Here is a 19,244-nt window from a genome sequence, read left to right as displayed (position 1 = left end):
CAATTGAATAAAGTTTTGAGACCATGAACGTGGTCTTTCTTCTTTTCGATAAGTTGAAGAACAGTATTTAATTTTTATCATTCTTTTTAATTAGTTATGAAGTTGTGATATTTATTCTTAAATTTTGCAAAAAATAAAGATTTAATATGAGCGAACTAAAATTCCGCATTGCACAATCATTCGATTTAAATCATCTGGTTAAGCTGATTAATTTGGCTTATCGGCAGACTGAAGGTCATAACTGGACGAGTGAGGCTGATATTGTTGTTGGAGAGAGAATTAACTTTGTGCAATTGAAGCAGTCACTAAACAGGAGCATTTTCAGTTATGGGTGGTCGAGTCATTTAATGAAATTGTTGCTTGTATAGGTCTGACATTTGACCAAGTAGATGTGGAAATAGGTACTTTTGCTATTTCGCCAAATCATCAAAACCTAGGTTTAGGTAGAAAAGTACTGGCATTTGTAGAAGATTATGTTTCGAATGAGCATCAATATATAAACGTATTGGTAATGTGGGTGCTTAGTGTACGTTCTGAGTTGATATCCTATTATGAACGCCGTGGTTATGTATTAACAGGTGTGGTGGATGAGTATCCTTTAAATGCTAATGTTGGAACTCCAATTGTAGATTTATATTTGGTTGAGATGAAAAAAGTGATTTCAAAAAATAGAATTTAAAATAGACTGTAAAAAAACCCTGAATTATCAGGGTTTTTCTATTTAATGTACTACTAGGCAAAGAACCAAGTGTAATAGCCCCATAACATGAGTGGCCATGCAACAAATGGGCTAAATAACCATTTCCAAAGCCAAAACCTAGGAATAAAACCAACACCATGAATAAAGCCACCTGAAATGCCGATCATGATATACATCATCGCACTGTGGCTATATTCACCATTCGCATCCAACATGGCACCTGGATGTATTAATAATACAGCTGCAAGAGGCAATGCCAACAAAAATGAAACGGCCATTGCGATCTTATTCGGCTTTTTTTCTTCAGTTGTCATTGTCACTTCAGTCATATTTTATTCCTCATCTAAGTCTTGATGATGCTCGATATATAGTGCACTCAATACACCTGCGAAACATGCCATCAAAACTCCAAGAATCCAAGCGAAATACCACATATTTATTCTCCTTGAACACAGCCTTAATAGAGGGTGTGTGTATTTTCTTGAATATGTTTATTTGTGATTACGCCCCACATCTTATAATAGCACCAAGTTGTATAGAGCAAGATCAGTGGAACAAAAATACCTGCAACTACGGTCATTACAGTGAGTGTATTTTTACTAGAAACAGCATCCCACATGGTTAAACTTGCAGTCGGATTAATACTCGAAGGCATGAGGAATGGGAATAAAGCAAAACCTGCTGTTAAAATAGAACCAGTCACTGCTAATGTTGAACCCATAAAGCTCAAGCCTGCTTTGTCTTTACCTGCAGCTAGGACGATGAGAATTCCACCTAGAATTGCAGCAAGAGGAGCAAGCATAGTGATTGGATAGAGTGTGTAGTTATTCATCCAACCATGGTTGCCTGTTGTTAATACTTCTTTTGCAAGTGGGTTTGCAACGCCGTTGGTGTTGAAGGGTTGCGCTAAAGTATAACCTTCGATATTACCGAAGTATAACCATGCGCCTGCGCCTAAGAAGCAAACAAGAAAGATGATACCCATCAATTGTGTTGCTTTCGCAGAGCGTTTACGTAAATCACCATCTGTACGAAGCATGAGCCACGCACCACCATGTGCACACAGCATAGATAAGCTGACTAGACCACAGACCAATGCAAATGGATTGAGGAGTGCAAAGAAACTGCCAGTATAGGTTGAGCGAACAGTTTCATCTAGAGTAAATGGAACGCCCAAGAACATATTGCCGAAGGCTACACCGAAGACTAAAGCGGGTACTGCACCACCTACACATAAACCCCAATCCCAAGATGTGCGCCATTGTGTATTGTGGAGTTTAGATCTGTAGTCAAAACCGACTGGTCGTAAGAACAGTGCAAATAAAACCAATAACAGCGCCCAATACATCCCAGAAAAGGCTGTTGCATAAACCATTGGCCATGCAGCAAAGAGAGCACCACCTGCAGTCACAAACCAAACTTGGTTGCCTTCCCAGTGTGGTGCAATCGTATTGATTGCAGCACGGCGTTCTTCATCATTTTTACCGACAAATGGCATAAGTGCCATTGAGCCCATATCAAAGCCATCAGTAAGCGCAAAACCAATAAGCAATACACCAACCAACACCCACCAAATTATTTTGAGCAGTTCATATTCGATCATGATTGCGCTCCTTCAACTTTTTCTTGTTGTGCCGCTTCAAGTTTTTCGAAGTGATATTTTCCTGTATGTAGCGAACTTGGTCCAAGGCGTGAGAACTTAATCATCAAATACATTTCGATAATCAGTAACACGGTATAGAACGCTGCCAATGCGATGATTGAGCCCCATACATCACCCGTACTTAAGCTAGAGGCTGATAAGTGTGTAGGGAGTACTTCACCAATCGTCCACGGTTGACGACCACCTTCAGCCACATACCAACCTGTTTGTGCTGCAATCCAAGGAAGTGGCAGGGCAAACAAAGCAAATTTGAGTAACCAGGGTTTATTTTCTGCATTACGTTTTGCCACTGCATAGGTTGCAAGGATAAACAGTAAAAGCATAAGGAAACCAGAAGCAACCATGGCACGGAAAGAGAAGAACAATGCAGTCACATTTGGAATCGTATCTTTTGTTGCTGCTTTGATATGATCTTCAGAAGCATCAGTTACTTTGTCAGTATATTTTTTCAGAAGTAAGCCATAGCCTAAATCTTTTTGATTTTCTTTAAAAGAAGCCATCAGCTCAGGAGAGCGATCGCCAGCACGAAGCTGTTCAAGTTCACTGTATGCAATCATACCATTGCGGATACGGACTTCATGTTGAACCATCAAATCTTTCAGACCGGTCACTTCTTTGTCAAGTGAACGAGTGGCAATAATCCCCATTGCATAAGGTATTTTTATAGCATAGTCAGTACGTTGTTCTTCCTGATTTGGAATACCAAACAATGTAAATGGTGCAGGTGCTGGATGTGTTTCCCATTCAGATTCAATTGCAGCCAATTTTGTTTTTTGTACATCACCTAACTCGTAGCCAGATTCATCACCGAGCAAAATGACAGAAAGTGTCGACGCTAAACCAAAGATTGCGGCAATTGCAAAAGAGCGACGAGCAAAGGGTAAATCACGTTTTTTCAACATGTAATAGCTTGAAATAGCCAATACAAAAATTGCACCCGTGACATAACCCGCAGAAACTGTATGAACAAATTTTACTTGGGCAACAGGGTTGAAAATCAGTGCACCAAAATCTACCAGTTCCATACGCATGGTTTCAAAATTGAATTCTGAACCGACAGGATTTTGCATCCAACCATTGGCAACTAAAATCCATAATGCAGATAAATTTGAACCTAATGCAACAAGCCAAGTTACCGCTAAATGTTGAACTTTAGACAGGCGATCCCAGCCAAAGAAGAATAAACCAATAAAAGTTGATTCTAAAAAGAATGCCATTAATCCTTCAATAGCAAGTGGCGCACCGAAAATATCCCCTACATAGTGGGAATAGTACGCCCAGTTTGTACCGAACTGGAATTCCATGGTTAAACCAGTCGTCACACCTAAGGCAAAGTTAATACCGAAGAGTTTGCCCCAAAATTTAGTCATATCCCTATAAATTTCTTTGCCAGAAATGACATAAGTCGTTTCCATAATGGCAAGCAGGAAAGCTAGGCCTAGAGTCAGAGGTACAAAAATAAAATGATACATTGCGGTCATTGCGAATTGGAACCGCGAAAGATCGACCACGCTTTCAGAAATCATCAACGTGTCTCCTTGATTTGGGAAGGACTGCCAGCAATACGCTCAGCAACTTGGTTATCAAAATTTTTTGGAATCGTCGGTGCATCAAACCAAATGTGTTTGATAGTCATTAAAAGCACAATCTTAATTATTAAAATGATTGTAATTTCTTTGACTAATTGGCGATTTAAATCAGGGGATTTTAAGCTCATGATTAAGCCTACTGTCTGAATATATTTATATTATTAAACGAAATGAGATATAAAATAAATAGATAAAATAATTAAAATAAAATTATATTATTTTTGTTATTTAATTCAATGTGTTATGATTTTTTAAAATAAAAAATATACTATAAGTATTTGTTTTTAAAGTTGATTGAATTGCTTGGAATTAATGAATATAAACCCGACTAAAATGCTTATATTTAAAAAATTAAAACCAACTAAAATGGTTTGATATGTGATTTTTTTGCACACGTAGAGCTCATTTTCCTATTTAAATTGAGGAAGATTGAATGTAAGTTAAAATATAAAATTAGACACATTAAATAATAATTTAAATGAATTATTTTTATTGTCTTTAGTATCAGTAATTTAAAATTTGTTTGTATTTTAAACAAATTTGTGCTTTGAGTTTATTGAATCGGAGCCAAAACCCACTGCTGAATGTTTAAAACTTATACAATTGTGGTGCTGAAAAAGATAGATGTGCTGATATGCATAGTATTGTTTTATAAAAATGACAAAACATTTAGAACTGGTCTAGGTTTGAAAGTTCATTTGAATGTGAGATTTTTTTCGCAATGTAATGTGATTTCTTAAAGCGAATTAAAATGATTTGAGATTGAAATTCAAGTTCCCCAAATTCAGGTTCAACTTGAATGTAATGCAGTTGTCCAAATTCATCTCGGACGCGTGCTTGAGCAGAAAAGCCCGGTCGGGCATTGCCACTCGATACTGTGGCTAAGCGACCGAGTAGGTTAGTCTGGGTAGCATATAGCTTAGGCTTAATAACCTGATCTAGGCAGTGGATCATAAAAACAGTAAAGAAAATGGCAATCAATAATGCAGGTAAAATGACGTAGTACCAAGTCGAAAATTGATTTTGTATGGCATAAAGGCTTAGTTGTAAAAAGTAGCCAGCAAAACTGAAATTGATGAGTAAGAAAACAAAAATCAGTACTCTGGCAAATTTGACCTGAATCAGGGGGGAGTGGGTGAGCCAATCGGGTAAAATTCGCTTGAGGAATGTGCTTGGACGTAATCCAATATAATAACCAAAGGTTTCCGCCATGCTAAGTAGAATTAATACCAATACACTGATATGAAAAGGCATTAAGTCTGGTTCTAAAAAGAATTCAAGCATGGCTGTCCTATATAAATGAAAGCCCATTATATGAAATGGGCTAGTTTAGACTTAGTCTTTAACGATATAAATACCGCCATCAGAATGTACATCAATTTTGACTTTTTCAAGGAAATCACCCTGACATGGCCCTGAAATACATTCACCACTTTCGACATCAAAGAGTGCGCCGTGAGTTGAGCATTCGATATATTCACCATCACGATCTAAAAATTGGTTTTCGAGAAATTCCAATTCAGTTTGTAAATGCGGACATAAATTATTATAGGCATAGTACGCACCATCGCGTTGTGTGATGAAAATAGTTCTACCATCATCTGTATCAAATGCACGTGCTTCACGCTCTGGAATTTCTTCTGTCATGGCAATCTTATTCATTTATACAGCTTCTCTTTTAAGTGTTGCCTGTAACTTGGCATAGTCTTGAATATCAAGGCGTGGACCAAACTGAGAAACAACTTCGCTTGAAATTAGAATCGCTAATTCAGCAGCAGTTTGAATATCTTCGCCATTGTTTAGAGCATAAAGGAAAGCACCTGAAAATGCATCACCAGCACCATTGGTATCGACAGCTATTACTTTACGACCAGCAACTTGAAGGTGCTGTTCAGTATTGGCCACTAAAGCTCCTTTACTACCTAGTGTAATGACAACATCATTACTTAGTAATTTTAATTTTTCTAGAGCAACATCAATATGGTCAGTTTCTGTGTACAATAAAGCTTCATTTTCATTACAGAAAATTAGATCAACCCCATCATCTAGCAACTCATCTAAGCCTTGACGTGCATATTGCACCATAGCAGGGTCAGACAGTGTTAATGCAATTTTGACGCCACATTCACGAGCAATTTGACGCGCTTGTTTTACTGCTAAACGAGCAGTATCACTCGTTGCAAGGTATCCTTCAATGTAGAGCCATTTTGCAGTTTTGAGTGGTTCAAAATCAATTTGATCTGCGCTGAGTTCTGCAGTAATACCCAAATAAGTATGCATTGTACGTTCAGAATCATCACTTACGAGTACCATACAAGTACCTGTAACACCTTCGCTGATTGATTTTTCAGTTGTTTGAATCTTTGCTTCATTCAAACCATCTAAGTATAAAGTGCCCAAGTCATCATTACCGACACGACATGCGTAAAATGCTGAACCGCCAAGCGCACTAAATGCTACGGTTGTATTAGCAGCAGAACCACCTGAGGCTTGTCCTTTGTATTGTTGGTTTGCTTGTAATAGTTGGTATAAAGTCGCCTGTGTATCACCATCTGTCAGTTGCATTGTACCTTTTTGCAAGTTCTGTTGATTTAAAAAGTCGTCAGATACTCGAAATTCCTGATCGATAAGCGCGTTACCAATTGCAAAAAAGTCAACTGTAGCCATGTTCGTCATCACACAATAATGTTAAAAAAGCAAAGTTTACACTAATGCTAACTTTTACTGTAGTTTGCTGAATAAAATTCAGCACTGCTTTTGTTTTTTTGAGTAATCTAGGCGACGGAAGTCTTTAGGGATATAGGCAAATGAATATCGTGATTGAAAAAGCTGAAACTTTACCTACACAAATGCAAGTACTTGCGGACAGTGCTGCACAGGATGGTTTTCAGTTTTTACATCGTTTAATTGAAGATTATACAAATGGTAAAAATCGTTTTACAGAGACGGGTGAATTTTTTTTAACGGCATATGATGATGAAAAATTAGTGGCATGTGGTGGTTTAAACATTCAACACAGCGATAATGGTGAGCCAAGCCGTATTGGTCGTGTGCGCTTGTTCTATGTATTGCCTGAGTATCGTAAGCATGGCATTGGTAAACAGTTATTGTTAAAACTTGAAAGTATGGCAAAACCGCAGTTTTCAGCTTTGTGTCTAAATACGCACACCAAGCAAGCGGAAATTTTTTATCAAAAGCAAAATTATGTTTATGTGGAAAATCACTCAAACTATAATTATTTCAAGTACTTAATTCAGTAATTTTAATTCAAAATATATTGAGTTGATTCAATGATTTTAGGCTAATATTTAAGCCTATTAAAGGTTCATTCATAAAATCAGTTTCATTATTATGAGGCTGATTTTTTTGTTTTTATAGTTCACTTTTTGGTTTGATTGTGAATATTGAGCAATGACCGTATTCATGTGGCTTTCATGATAGCTTCATATTCGTTTAAGCAAAGTAGATCAAAATAATTATAATTTATAATGATGTATGCAGTGGTTAGAAAAATGAATAATACAACTGTTTTAAATCAACCCGATTTTTCAAATCTGTTGAGTAAAGTCCCGCAAATTACCGCTTTGTTTTGGGTGACCAAAATTTTTGCTACTACTTTCGGTGAAACCGCAGGTGATGCGGTATCGATGTCGTTAAATTTGGGATATTTGGTCGGGACACTGATATTCGCGGTGATTTTTATTGGACTGGTCTTTTTACAAATCCGCTCGAAACGCTATCATCCTTATTTGTATTGGTTCACCATTATTGCAAGTACCACTGTGGGTACAACTTTGGCAGATTTGGTCGATCGTTCGCTCGGCATTGGTTATGTTGGAGGAAGTTCACTTTTACTCAGTCTAGTGCTGATATCATTGTTTATATGGTACAAAGTCGAAGACAGTATTTCACCGCATAGTGTCAATTATCCACGAGCAGAATTATTTTATTGGTTAACTATTACTTTTTCACAAACGCTCGGTACAGCCTTGGGTGATTGGTCTGCTGATACTGCAGGTTTGGGATATAGTGGCGGAATCTTCTTATATACAGGGCTCATTTTAGTTATTCTTGCATTATATTTTTGGACGAATATTTCACGGACCTTGTTGTTTTGGAGTGCATTTGTATTGACTCGTCCACTTGGTGCAGTAGTTGGGGACTTTCTTGATAAGCCGATTGATCATGGTGGTTTGGCTTTAAGCCGCTTCACTGCATCAGCAGTACTTTTATTGGCAATTTTACTGTGTATTTGGATGGCTGAAAAGTTTAATCCCAACCCAGATTTACGAGAATCTGCGGGTTAAACTGTGATCTTGAAATCTCAGTAATCGTAAGATTTAGACAGATTAAATTATCTAGATTAAATCTTGACAATTCAACTATGAATTAATCATAACAATGAAGCCCAATAATTAGAGTTTAAGGTATACTGATCGATAATAAATAATCATTCCTATTGGAGATCGCATGACTGTAGATGTCACTGAAACCTTAACTCAAACTGTTCATCCTGCGTTTCAGTTGGTACGTCAACACCATGTAGACGCTTTAGACATATTGGTGTCCGAATATAAACATAAAGTGACTGGTGCAATGCATTTTCATTTGGCGACTGAGCACGATGAAAATGTTTTTCTTGTTGCGTTTCGCACGCAACCTATGGATTCTAAGGGTGCAGCGCACATTTTAGAACATACAGCATTGTGTGGTTCAGCAAAGTTTCCCGTACGTGATCCATTCTTTTTAATGATTCGTCGTTCACTTAATACGTTTATGAATGCATTTACTGCAGCAGATTGGACTGCGTATCCATTTGCAACGCAGAATAAAAAAGACTTTCAAAACTTACTTGAAGTGTATATGGATGCAGCATTTGCAGCCAATTTAAATCCGCTTGATTTTGCTCAAGAAGGCATTCGTGTTGAACTTGAAAATGGCGAGCCTGTATATAAAGGTGTCGTATTCAATGAAATGAAAGGGGCAATGAGCTCACCTTCAGATCAGTTGTATCATCAATTGGCGCATCATTTATTTCCTAAAACGACTTATCACTACAATTCAGGTGGTGATCCAAAAGACATTCCTGATTTAACTTATGAGGAATTGGTCGATTTTTACAAATCGCATTATCACCCAAGCAATGCGGTGTTTATGACTTTTGGTAATCAAACGGCATATCATTTGCAAGATCAGTTTGAACAGTTGGCATTGTCACGTTTTGAAAAAGGTGAAACGCTTTATTCGGTTGAAGAACAACGTTTGGTTGCACCAATTGAAGTCACTGAAAATTATGCAGTTGATGCCGAAGATTTAACAGACAAAACCTATCATGTACTTGCATGGTTATTACCTAAAGCGAGTGAAATCAAATTGCGTTTAGGTATGCGTTTGGTGGAAGGTATTCTACTTGAAGATTCAGCTTCACCACTGCGTCATTATTTAGAAACATGTGGTTATGCACAGTCGACAGGACCTTTCATGGGTGTGGATGATTCCAACTTTGAAATGACGTTCTATTGTGCTGTACAAGGTTCTAACCCTGAACATGCTGAAACCTTTAAAAATGGTGTGTTGGATGTCCTTAAAGATATGGCATCAAAACCTGCCGACCCTGCAATGGTTGACGCAATTTTACATCAAATAGAATTACATCAACGTGAAATTAATGGTGATGGTACACCATATGGTTTAAGCCTAATTCTGAATGGTTTAGGTAGTGCAATTCACCACAATGATCCTGTAGATGTGTGGGATGTTGATACCGCAATTGCGAGTGTGAAAGAAGAATTGAAAGACCCAATGTGGTTGTCAAATTTGATACAAACCTATTTGTTAGATAATCCTCACCGTGTACAAATGACTTTAGTGCCTGATGCTGAAAAATCGGCAATAGAAGCTGCTGCTGAAAAAGCGCGTTTAGCTGAACTGGGTCAAAAGTTAACAGAGCAAGAAAAAGCTGAAATCATTAAACAGACTGAAGCATTGAAAATTCGTCAAGAAACGCCTGATGATTTAGATTTATTGCCTAAAGTGGGTTTAGATGATATTCCTGCTGAATTGGCAATTGTTTCAGGTCAATTGCGTGAAATTATTTCTAATGGCACAGATTTTCCACTGAATTTGTATCATGCGGGAACTAACGGTATCTATTATCAACAAGTTTTGGTACAGATTCCTGAGCAAATTGTATTGTCACCATATTTCAATTTACTGTCTATTTTGATGGGAGAAGTGGGAGCAGGTGAATATGGTTATTTAGAATTCCAACAACGACAAACTGCAGTGAGTGGTGGTTTAGGCATGGGCGCATCACTGCGTTCAAAAGTTGATGATAAAGGTAAAATTACCGCTTGGTTGACCTTAACCACAAAATCATTGACAGGGAAGTTGGATGCCATTCAACTGTTGAAATTGGCATTTGAGCAACTACGTTTTGATGAAAAAGATCGTATAGTTGAACTATTGCAGCAACGTAAAACACGTTGGGCATCACGTTTGTCAGATTCAGGACATAGTTATGCGATGCAAATTGCCTCGCGTAATATGAGTGCGCTCGCAAAGCGTGATTATGATAATACGGGTTTGGGTGCATTAAATTGGTTAACCCAATTAGTGACCAATATTGAGCAAGATGAATCGGCTTATCAAAACTTGATCAATGAGTTACAAGCCATTCACCGTGGTTTACTTCTTGCACCAAAGCAATTTTTACTCGTTTGTGAAGAACATCAATCTGAACATCTTGTTGAAGAAGTTCAGGAAGTTTGGAATAAATTAGCGGTGGATCGTTCGCCTGTATTATTGACTGAAGTTGAGCCTGAAGTTAGTCAGAATGACCAAGCATGGTTGATTCAAGCCAATGTACAATTTTGTGCATCGGCATATCCTGCTGTGGAAGTTGCACATGCAGATGCTGCACCTCTGATGGTTTTAGCAGGTTATTTACGTAATGGATTCTTGCATAGTGCCATTCGTGAAAAAGGTGGTGCTTATGGCGGTGGTGCAAGCTATGACGGCAATGCTTGTGCTTTCCGTTTTTATAGCTACCGTGATCCACGTTTAGCAGAAACATTTGCAGATTTTGAAGCAAGTGTTCATTGGCTGCTCAATACAGAACAGAAACCACATCAGCTTGAAGAAGCAATTTTGGGTCTTGTTTCAAGTATGGATAAACCAGGTTCGCCTGCAGGTGAGGCAATTACAGCATGTTATGCATTACTACATGGTCGAACGCCAGCTTTCCGTAGAACCTTACGTGCTCGTTTGTTGAATGTAACGTTAGAAGATTTAAAGCGTGTTACACAAACGTATTTAGTAGAACAAAAACCGGTAAAAGCTGTGGTTGCTCCCGTTGCTCGCAAAGAAACACTGGAACAACTTGGCTTTGAAATTAAAAAAGTAAATTAATTATTAGGCACCATCCATCAGGGTTAATCGTTGCTCTATTTTTCTTGATGCTGTTTTGGAAAATTTTCAAAGCAGCATGAAGAAAATAGAGGATGGAATAGAGTGTGCCTATTCTTTGATATTTATATCAGGAGAGCCTTATGTCGTTCAGCACTTTTGAACGCACACCATTAAATCTGAGCGTTTTAATGATGCTCAGTTTTGGTTTTGTGACTGCAACACATGCAGATGATTCTATATTGATTAACCCAGCGAGTAGCCAAGCATGTGCTGCTTTGGAGTCAAATGCAGATCGTTTAGTGTGTTACGATAAAATATTTCGTACCCCGAATGTTGTTGCCCCCGTGATTGTATCTGAACAGCGTGCAGCTGAAGTGTTAGCAACTGAAGTTGTGAAGTTAGAACCAGATACTTTGAAAGGTAAAATTGGACAGAAGGTTGAAAACTTATTCGCCATTCATGGTGATCGGTTAGATCCTAACTCATCGCTATTGGATAAACGATGGGAGCTTGCAGCAGATAGTAAATTGGGGACATGGAATATTCGGGCTAATCAACCTGTTTATTTATTACCTGCGTTTTGGACGAGCAATAAAAATGAATTTCCACATAGCCCAAACCCTGACAATACGGTGACAGAAGATCAAGATTTAAAATCGACTGAGGCAAAGTTTCAAATTTCTTTGAAAACTAAAGCGGTTGAAAATTTGATTGGAGATAATGGTGATTTGTGGATTGGTTATACCCAGTCATCACGTTGGCAGGTTTATAATGAAGACGAATCTCGTCCATTTCGTGAAACCAATTATGAACCTGAAGCAAGCTTAATTTTCCGTACAAATTATAATCTTTTGGGTTTAAATGGTCGCTTACTTGGTTTGACATTGAACCATCAATCTAATGGTCGTTCAGATCCACTGTCACGTAGTTGGAACCGTGTAATGTTAAATCTCGGTTTTGAAAAAGATAATTTTGCCTTAATGGTGCGTCCTTGGTATCGTCTTGATGAAGACTTTAAGGATGATAATAATCCTGATATTAAAGATTATGTCGGGCGTGGTGATATCACTGGATTCTACCGTTGGAATGAACATGATTTCTCCTTGATGTTGCGTCATTCACTTAAAGGTGGTGATGATTCACATGGTGCAGTGCAATTTGATTGGACATTCCCAATTAAAGGTAAACTGCGTGGTAACTTCCAAATCTTTGATGGATATGGTGAAAGTCTAATTGATTATAACCATCGTGCGACTTATGTCGGGTTGGGTGTTTCTTTGATGAATGCTTATTAATCTGAATTATATTGCATAAAAATACCGCTATAAGAAAAAGTCTTGTAGCGGTATTTTTATATCTTTAATTTTGATTAGGTGAATAGTTAGATGATTAACCAATCTGAATTTCTGTCGAAGGATGGCTGACTCGACTCTTTTTCGGTGTTGCAATTAGATAGGCGAGGGTAAGCGGTCCAAGTCGTCCTGCAAACATGAGTAGAATTAAGGCAAATTGACTGGCATGTCCTAAATCTTCGGTCACACCACGAGATAAACCAACAGTACAGGCAGCGGAAACAGCCTCAAACAATAGGTCTAAAAAACGTTTATTGGGTTCAAGAATGAGTAGAGTAAAAAAGCCAATCAAAATAAGTGTAGACGTAATGGCAATTACAGCTAAGGCTTTAAAGGTTGTATGATGGGGAATACTGTGCTTAAAGACAGTTAACTCATCTGAACGCCTTAAAAAGGTGATTACGCTGAGTACCATAATAATAAATGTACCGACTTTAATCCCACCTGCGGTACTGAGTGAACCACCACCAATAAACATCAGCATCATGGTAACGAGCGTTGAAGCATCGGTCATGCTACTGACTTCTAGACTGTTAAAACCTGAAGAGCGTGGTACTGTGGCATGGAACCATGCATTTAAAGCTTGGTCGCCAATCGACATTGGAGCAAGCGTCAGTGGATTTCCTGCTTCAAGAGCCCAAATGGTGATAAATGCAAAGAGATTAAGTCCTGCAATGGTCGATAAAATGAGTTTACTGTTGGTGGAAAGCGTTTTCCATCGTTTAGCACGCTTAATATCCATGAGGACAAGAAAGCCTAAACCACCCACCATATAAAGCATACTGATGGTAAATGTGACCATATATTGATCGGAGAAGCTCATCAAGCTATTGGGGAAAAGGGAAAATCCACCATTATTAAAAGCTGAAATACTGTAAAACAAGGCATAGAAGAAAGCATGCTTAAAATCATAATGTTCCATCCATGCCATGGTGAGAATAATCGTCCCTACGCCTTCAAAAAATAAAGAATAGATGAGTACGCCTTTTGCAGTGAAGGTTGCTCGAGCAAGACTTGTCTGCCCAATGGTTTCTTGCGCCATAATTTGTTGTTTTAAGCCCACTTTAGGCGACAAACTAAGTGCTGCTAAAATGGCAAAAGTCATAAAACCTAAGCCACCGCATTGAATGAGTAGCATGATGATAATTTTGCCAAACAAGGTATAAGCATCACCTACATTGACTACTGACAAGCCTGTAATTGTCGTTGCAGAAGTCGCTGTAAAAAGGGCTTCCATCCAATCGACATCGCCATGATTGGCAAAAGGCAATTTGAGTAAAATTGTTCCAACAATGATAAAACTTAAAAAGCCGAGTGCAAGTAGACTCGGTGGGCTGAGATTGATGCGGTTTTGTTTTTTATCGATCAACTCATGTTTAGATAATCTCATAGTCTTCCTTATTTACAGGAAACGTGTGGAGAGTTTACGGAGCATTTCGACAGGCCCTTCAATAATCAGAATATCTTTTTCCTGCAAAATTGTTCCTGGTGCAATTTCATATAGTACATGCGAGCCACGTTGTAATAATAATGTTTTAAGTCCGTCAGCTTCTTCCATTAGTGTTGCAAATTGAGCACCTTGTAAATTGATTCCAATTTCAATTTTCACAATATAGTGTTCATTGTTGAGCGCCATATAGCGTCGAACCATCGGATAACTCAGGTTCTGCGCAATACGGATTCCCATATCTTCTTCAGGATGAATAATTTTAGTAATACCTAAATGCGATAAAATCATGTGATGAGATTTTGATTTGGCTTTTACAAAAATCTTTTCAATACCAAGATTTTTTAAATGTAATACACATAAAATACTTGCTTCAATGTCCTCACCAATCGCGACCACAACGGCATCACAATTTTTGATATTCAGCTCGTCTAGCACGTGCTCATCAGTTGCATCAGCAATGACGGCATGACTGATTCTATCGGCAATATTTTCTACATTTTTTTTGAGTGTATCAATTCCGATGACATCGTGATTTAAGTTTGTGAGTTCGAGTGCAACCGCTTCCCCGAAACTTCCTAAACCAATGACTGCAAATAATGCCATATACTTAATAATCCTTACTCACGCCATACTCTGTTGAATTGTATATCAATGCGTTAATGTTTTAACAATTGTTGGCATTTTAAGTATTTTTCAGTGCAATTGGAATCAATTGACACAGAGAAATAGATGTGGATAGAGATTGGATAAGGTCGTATAGGATTTTAGGTATTGATTATTATTCCTATAATTAGTAATGCGACTTGGACTAGTGAATTCCAATCACCTGATTCTAAAAAAATTTAAACCTGATACTTATTAAAACCTTAAACGATATACATTTCATAAACCTATATTCTGCGGTCTATCTTGGTATGAAGATGGTTAAGGATGCAATGAATCAAATGTTTGGATAGGCATTGATATCGTGAAGTTTGATGGCAAGTTACATTGGAATGAATACAAGTATCAGCATCAATAAAAGTGCCGTGATATAAAGTTTAGAAAATTAAAGCGAGGCATTTTAATTGACTCGCTTTTTTATGAACAATACTTAGGTCATTTTATTTAGCTTGAATATTCAAGCCAAAGTCTTAATGCTGACTAAAGACCTGACTCGATGCTTCATCGAGTGCAGACTTTAGTTGCTCAGCAAAAATTTGTGCTTCTTCTGCATTAAGTGGTATGCCATCTTTTTTGGTCACAAAGAAAATATCTTCGGCTTTTTCTCCGAGTGTCGCAATACGTGCAGAATGAATATCAAGCCCTTGCATCATAAAGATCCCGCCTATTTTTGCAAGTAAACCGGGTTGGTCAAGCGTAGAAATTTCGACCATATTTTGTTGTAATACTTCGTTGAGCGTGACATCAACTGTATTTTCAATTTCGAAGTGACGTAGCTGACGGGGTATACGTCGTTGCATTAAGCCCGGATAAACATCGGAATTACTCAATGCCTTGACGAGTGCTTCTTTAACGGTTAATTCACGATCAGGATCGGTCAGTAAAGTGCCAAAACGATCAAGAACCACATAGGTGTCTAGGCTAAATGATGTGCTTGCAGTAATAATACGTGCATCTTGAACATCAAGATTCATTTTGTCGAGTACAGCGACAGTGGTTGCAAATAAATTGGGTTGGTCACGGGTATAAATGAATAGTTGAACGGCATCTTGTGCTGCTTTTCGGTGCGCACGCATGAGCACTAAAGGTGCAGGATTATCACCGTGTTGTAAAATGGCGCGTGTGTGCCATGCAATTTCATCGGCAGATTCTTTAATGAAGTACTCATCACCGAGTTCTTTCCACACACTTTGGACTTGATCAAATGAAAATTCATTCACTAAACTTTCACTTGCTGCAAATTTGGTATCTTCAATCAGCATTTGATAATCCACAGGGCGATCTAAACCTGAACGGATGATGTCACGTGCATGCGTATACAGTTGACGCATCAGTGAAGAACGCCATGTATTCCATAACTTTGGATTGGTGGCATTAATGTCAGCAACAGTCAGTGTATATAGATGATCGAGATGCTCCATATCACCTAATTTTTCAGCAAATGTTTTTACCACATCAGGGTCTGATATATCTTTTTTCTGTGCAGTTATGGACATCAGTAAATGATTTTGAATGAGCCATGCGACAAGATTACATTCACGTTCTGTCAAACCATGTGCACGACAAAATTCAATGGCATCGGCAGCTCCGAGTTCACTATGATCTCCACCACGACCTTTGGCAATATCATGGAATAGTGCAGCGAGAAGGACTAAATCACGACGTTGTAAACGCTGATACACAGAACTGACTACAGGATAATCTTTAGCAAATTCAGGTTCTTTGAAGCGACTTAAATTGCGCAATAAAAGCAATGTATGTGCATCAACGGTATAAATATGGAATAGATCATATTGCATGAGTCCCATAATTTGACCGAATGCGGGAATATAATTACCCAAAACGCTATAGCGTTTCATGGCGACTAATGTTTCATATAGACGCTGTGGGGAACGTAAAATTGCCATAAACAATGCCTGATTGTCAGGATGATTACGGTAATTAATATCAATGCGTTTAGCGGCTAAAATCAGTAAACGTAAAGTACGGGCGCGTATACCTTCAACATTCGGTGTATTAGCAAGCAAATAGAAAATTTCTAAAATCGCACTTGGTTTTTCTGAAAAAACTTTATGATGTTGTACGGCAAGTTTGCCATCGACAACTTTGAAGCGCTCATTGATGTTTTCAATTTTACGTTCATAATTAGGAAGGCGAGGGGTAATGACGGACTCATTAAAATACGCCAATAACATTTCATTGAGTGTCGAAACCGACTGTGCAGTACGGTAGTAACACTTCATAAATTGTTCAATAGGATAATTTGGATGTTGATCTTCAGTGCGGGTATATCCAAATTTTGCTGCAATTTCACGTTGATAATCAAATAATAAACGGTTTTCGTCACGTTTTGTAATGCGATGCAAATGGTGGCGAATTTCCCATAAAAAGTTTTCAGCTTCTTCTAAAACACGCAATTCAAATTCAGAAATAAAACCCAAATGCACCAAGTCATAAATACGATTGACTCGGAAATGACGTTTTGCAATCCAACCAATTTGGTTGATATCTCGAATACCGCCGGGTGCATTTTTAATGTCAGGTTCTAAATTACTTTCGGTATGGTTATGCTGCGCATAGCGATGCGCTTGTTCAGCTATTTTTGCATCAAAGAAGGTTTTATCTGTCCATGTTTGCGACACAATACGACGTGGCCATTTGGCAAGGTGCGGATTGCCAATAATTGTTCGTGCTTCAATTAATGCCGTAGCAACCGTTAAATCATTGGTGGCTTGTTCAAAACAACTCTTAATGGTACGTACACTAATTCCTGGTTTAAAATTACCAACATCCCAAAGTGACGCAATAAAGGCAGTGACTTGTTCTTCTTGTTCAGGTGTGAGTTCATCTTCCGATAAGACCATGATATCGACATCAGAATAAGGCAACATTTCCCGACGACCATAACCACCGACTGCAAAGAGGCTTAAGTCAGTTTGATCAAGTTCAGCATGATTCCACAAAAAAATCAGTGCTTCATCAATAATGTCTGAACGGCTACGGACAATTTCTCGAATAGAGTGACCCGACTCAAAGCTTTCCTGTAATTGCTTTTCGACATCTGTGCGCCATTGGTTAATGGCTTTGATATCGTGAATGTCTGCAACGCAGGATAACAGTGGAATAGTATCGATCATGAAAAAATTGTCCGCAAATTTATCAATTAGTTGTTCAAGTTGACAGTGACAGCATCGGCTGCTTCCTGAGCTAGTTGACGTGCCTGTTCTATGGTTTCTGCACGCGCAGTTGCTACGCCCATACGACGACGTTTAAATCCTTCGGGTTTACCGAATAAACGTAAATCGGTCGCAGGATTTGTTAAAGCAAGATTTAGACCACTGTAAGACAAATTACTTGCATCCACACCAGCATAGATTACGGCACTTGCTGCGATACTATGACGCTCAGTATTGACTGGTAAACCTAAAATGGCACGAGCATGTAGTTCAAATTCACTCTGAAATTGAGATGCAAGTGTCACAAGTCCCGTATCATGTGGGCGTGGTGAAACTTCACTAAACCATACTTTATCGCCTTTGACAAACAGTTCAACACCAAAGATGCCACAACCACCGAGTGCAACAGTGACTTTATTGGCAATCCGTTTTGCTTCAGTCAGTGCAGCATCGCTCATCGGTTGTGGTTGCCAGCTTTCAACATAATCACCAGCATTTTGACGGTGTCCAATGGCATCACAGAAATGGGTCTCAATGTCACTCGTGTGTGCGTTTTTAGCGCGAACTGTGAGTAAGGTAATTTCAAAATCAAAATCAATTTGCGATTCAACAATGACTGTACCTTGATTGACACGACCACCTGTTTGCGCATATTCCCAAGCTGCATCAACTTCGGCATATTCTTTAACACGAGATTGTCCTTTGCCTGAAGATGACATCACTGGTTTAACAAAATTTGGATAACCAATGTCATCACACGCAGCACGGAAACTTTCTAATGAATCTGCAAAACGATAAGCTGAGGTCGGTAAACCAAGTTCTTCTGCAGCTAAACGACGAATGCCTTCACGGTTCATGGTCAAGTTGACCGCTTTTGCAGAAGGAATAACAGTTGCAATATTTTGTTGTTCAATCTCAATAAGAACTTCGGTTGCAATTGCTTCAATTTCAGGAACAATAAGATTAGGTTTTACTTTTTCAATCAGTGCTTTGAGTTCTGTAGGATCTGCCATATTTAAGGCATAAGAAAAATGAGCAACTTGCATGGCAGGGGCATTTTCATAGCGGTCAGCAGCATGGACTTCCACACCAAGTCGTTGTAGTGAAATGACCACTTCTTTACCAAGCTCACCAGAGCCAAGAAGTAGAACTTTAAATGCTGATGATTGAAGTGGAGTACCCAAAGTGATGCTCATGTTATTCTTCCATGCCTGATTTCTAGGGGCTTTAAGCATAGCAGA

18 protein-coding genes are annotated in these 19,244 nt (G+C 38.4%); 6 read left to right on the top strand and 12 right to left on the bottom strand.

Annotation, left to right across the window (positions count from 1 at the left end; genetic code table 11):
• The first annotated feature begins 146 nt into the window (after positions 1–146).
• Positions 147–368, top strand: coding sequence for a hypothetical protein (locus FW754_RS10515; RefSeq protein ID WP_446324624.1), 222 nt, complete (start codon positions 147–149; stop codon positions 366–368).
• Positions 332–679 carry a GNAT family N-acetyltransferase gene (locus tag FW754_RS10510; RefSeq protein ID WP_409511515.1) on the top strand — a complete coding sequence of 116 codons (348 nt, stop codon included), beginning with the start codon at positions 332–334 and terminating at the stop codon, positions 677–679. Before FW754_RS10515 ends, FW754_RS10510 begins: the two co-directional genes overlap by 37 nt.
• 53 nt (positions 680–732) lie before the next feature.
• Here the strand turns inward: FW754_RS10510 and FW754_RS10505 are convergent, their stop codons facing one another.
• The 8 genes from FW754_RS10505 to FW754_RS10470 all read right to left on the bottom strand — a co-directional run bounded on the left by FW754_RS10505 (position 733) and on the right by FW754_RS10470 (position 6,619).
• Positions 733–1,029: a cyd operon YbgE family protein gene (locus FW754_RS10505; RefSeq protein WP_409511514.1), complete on the bottom strand. Its 297-nt coding sequence runs from the start codon at positions 1,027–1,029 to the stop codon at positions 733–735.
• 3 nt (positions 1,030–1,032) lie between these two features.
• Positions 1,033–1,134, bottom strand: coding sequence for a cytochrome bd-I oxidase subunit CydX (gene cydX / locus FW754_RS10500; protein WP_004653762.1), 102 nt, complete (start codon positions 1,132–1,134; stop codon positions 1,033–1,035).
• 23 nt (positions 1,135–1,157) lie between these two features.
• A complete protein-coding gene (gene cydB, locus FW754_RS10495) occupies positions 1,158–2,303 on the bottom strand; it encodes a cytochrome d ubiquinol oxidase subunit II (protein WP_409511513.1) in 1,146 nt (381 codons plus the stop codon).
• Entirely contained in the window at positions 2,300–3,889 is a 1,590-nt protein-coding gene (locus FW754_RS10490; protein ID WP_409511512.1) for a cytochrome ubiquinol oxidase subunit I, read from the bottom strand. Before FW754_RS10490 ends, cydB begins: the two co-directional genes overlap by 4 nt.
• Positions 3,889–4,080 (bottom strand): cytochrome oxidase putative small subunit CydP, encoded by a 192-nt coding sequence (gene cydP, locus FW754_RS10485; RefSeq protein WP_409511511.1) that lies wholly within the window; start codon positions 4,078–4,080, stop codon positions 3,889–3,891. The genes FW754_RS10490 and cydP overlap by 1 nt, the downstream gene beginning before the upstream one ends.
• Before the next feature lie 541 nt (positions 4,081–4,621).
• Positions 4,622–5,236, bottom strand: a complete 615-nt coding sequence (locus tag FW754_RS10480; protein WP_409511510.1) for an OB-fold-containig protein — start codon at positions 5,234–5,236, stop codon at positions 4,622–4,624.
• A 51-nt stretch (positions 5,237–5,287) separates the two neighbouring features.
• Positions 5,288–5,599 carry a Rieske (2Fe-2S) protein gene (locus FW754_RS10475; protein WP_409511600.1) on the bottom strand — a complete coding sequence of 104 codons (312 nt, stop codon included), beginning with the start codon at positions 5,597–5,599 and terminating at the stop codon, positions 5,288–5,290.
• 15 nt (positions 5,600–5,614) lie between these two features.
• Complete coding sequence (locus tag FW754_RS10470; RefSeq protein WP_409511509.1) at positions 5,615–6,619, bottom strand: adenosine kinase; 1,005 nt, start codon at positions 6,617–6,619, stop codon at positions 5,615–5,617.
• A 140-nt stretch (positions 6,620–6,759) separates the two neighbouring features.
• On the opposite strand from FW754_RS10470, the gene FW754_RS10465 reads away from it, so the two are divergent.
• The 4 genes from FW754_RS10465 to FW754_RS10450 all read left to right on the top strand — a co-directional run bounded on the left by FW754_RS10465 (position 6,760) and on the right by FW754_RS10450 (position 12,657).
• Positions 6,760–7,212 (top strand): GNAT family N-acetyltransferase, encoded by a 453-nt coding sequence (locus tag FW754_RS10465; RefSeq protein WP_409511508.1) that lies wholly within the window; start codon positions 6,760–6,762, stop codon positions 7,210–7,212.
• A 252-nt stretch (positions 7,213–7,464) separates the two neighbouring features.
• On the top strand, positions 7,465–8,259 hold the full coding sequence (locus FW754_RS10460) for a COG4705 family protein (RefSeq protein WP_446324623.1): 795 nt from the start codon (positions 7,465–7,467) through the stop codon (positions 8,257–8,259).
• Between the two features lie 163 nt (positions 8,260–8,422).
• Positions 8,423–11,362, top strand: a complete 2,940-nt coding sequence (locus FW754_RS10455; RefSeq protein ID WP_446324622.1) for an insulinase family protein — start codon at positions 8,423–8,425, stop codon at positions 11,360–11,362.
• A gap of 140 nt (positions 11,363–11,502) precedes the next feature.
• Positions 11,503–12,657 (top strand): phospholipase A, encoded by a 1,155-nt coding sequence (locus FW754_RS10450; protein ID WP_446324621.1) that lies wholly within the window; start codon positions 11,503–11,505, stop codon positions 12,655–12,657.
• 94 nt (positions 12,658–12,751) lie between these two features.
• Here FW754_RS10450 and FW754_RS10445 read toward each other — a convergent pair whose 3' ends face one another.
• From FW754_RS10445 to purT, 4 genes are all read right to left on the bottom strand, one after another.
• Complete coding sequence (locus FW754_RS10445) at positions 12,752–14,104, bottom strand: TrkH family potassium uptake protein (protein WP_446324620.1); 1,353 nt, start codon at positions 14,102–14,104, stop codon at positions 12,752–12,754.
• 12 nt (positions 14,105–14,116) lie between these two features.
• Positions 14,117–14,767, bottom strand: coding sequence for a potassium channel family protein (locus tag FW754_RS10440; protein WP_419347060.1), 651 nt, complete (start codon positions 14,765–14,767; stop codon positions 14,117–14,119).
• A 530-nt stretch (positions 14,768–15,297) separates the two neighbouring features.
• Entirely contained in the window at positions 15,298–17,964 is a 2,667-nt protein-coding gene (glnD, locus tag FW754_RS10435; protein WP_409511502.1) for a [protein-PII] uridylyltransferase, read from the bottom strand.
• Positions 17,965–17,990: 26 nt separating this feature from the next.
• Positions 17,991–19,199: a formate-dependent phosphoribosylglycinamide formyltransferase gene (gene purT, locus FW754_RS10430; protein WP_446324619.1), complete on the bottom strand. Its 1,209-nt coding sequence runs from the start codon at positions 19,197–19,199 to the stop codon at positions 17,991–17,993.
• Positions 19,200–19,244 lie beyond the last annotated feature (45 nt).

The sequence above is a fragment of the Acinetobacter sp. 1207_04 genome (genome assembly GCF_052850415.1).
The sequence above is the reverse complement of the archived record's forward strand: the minus strand, read 5'-3'. Positions and strand labels throughout refer to the sequence as shown.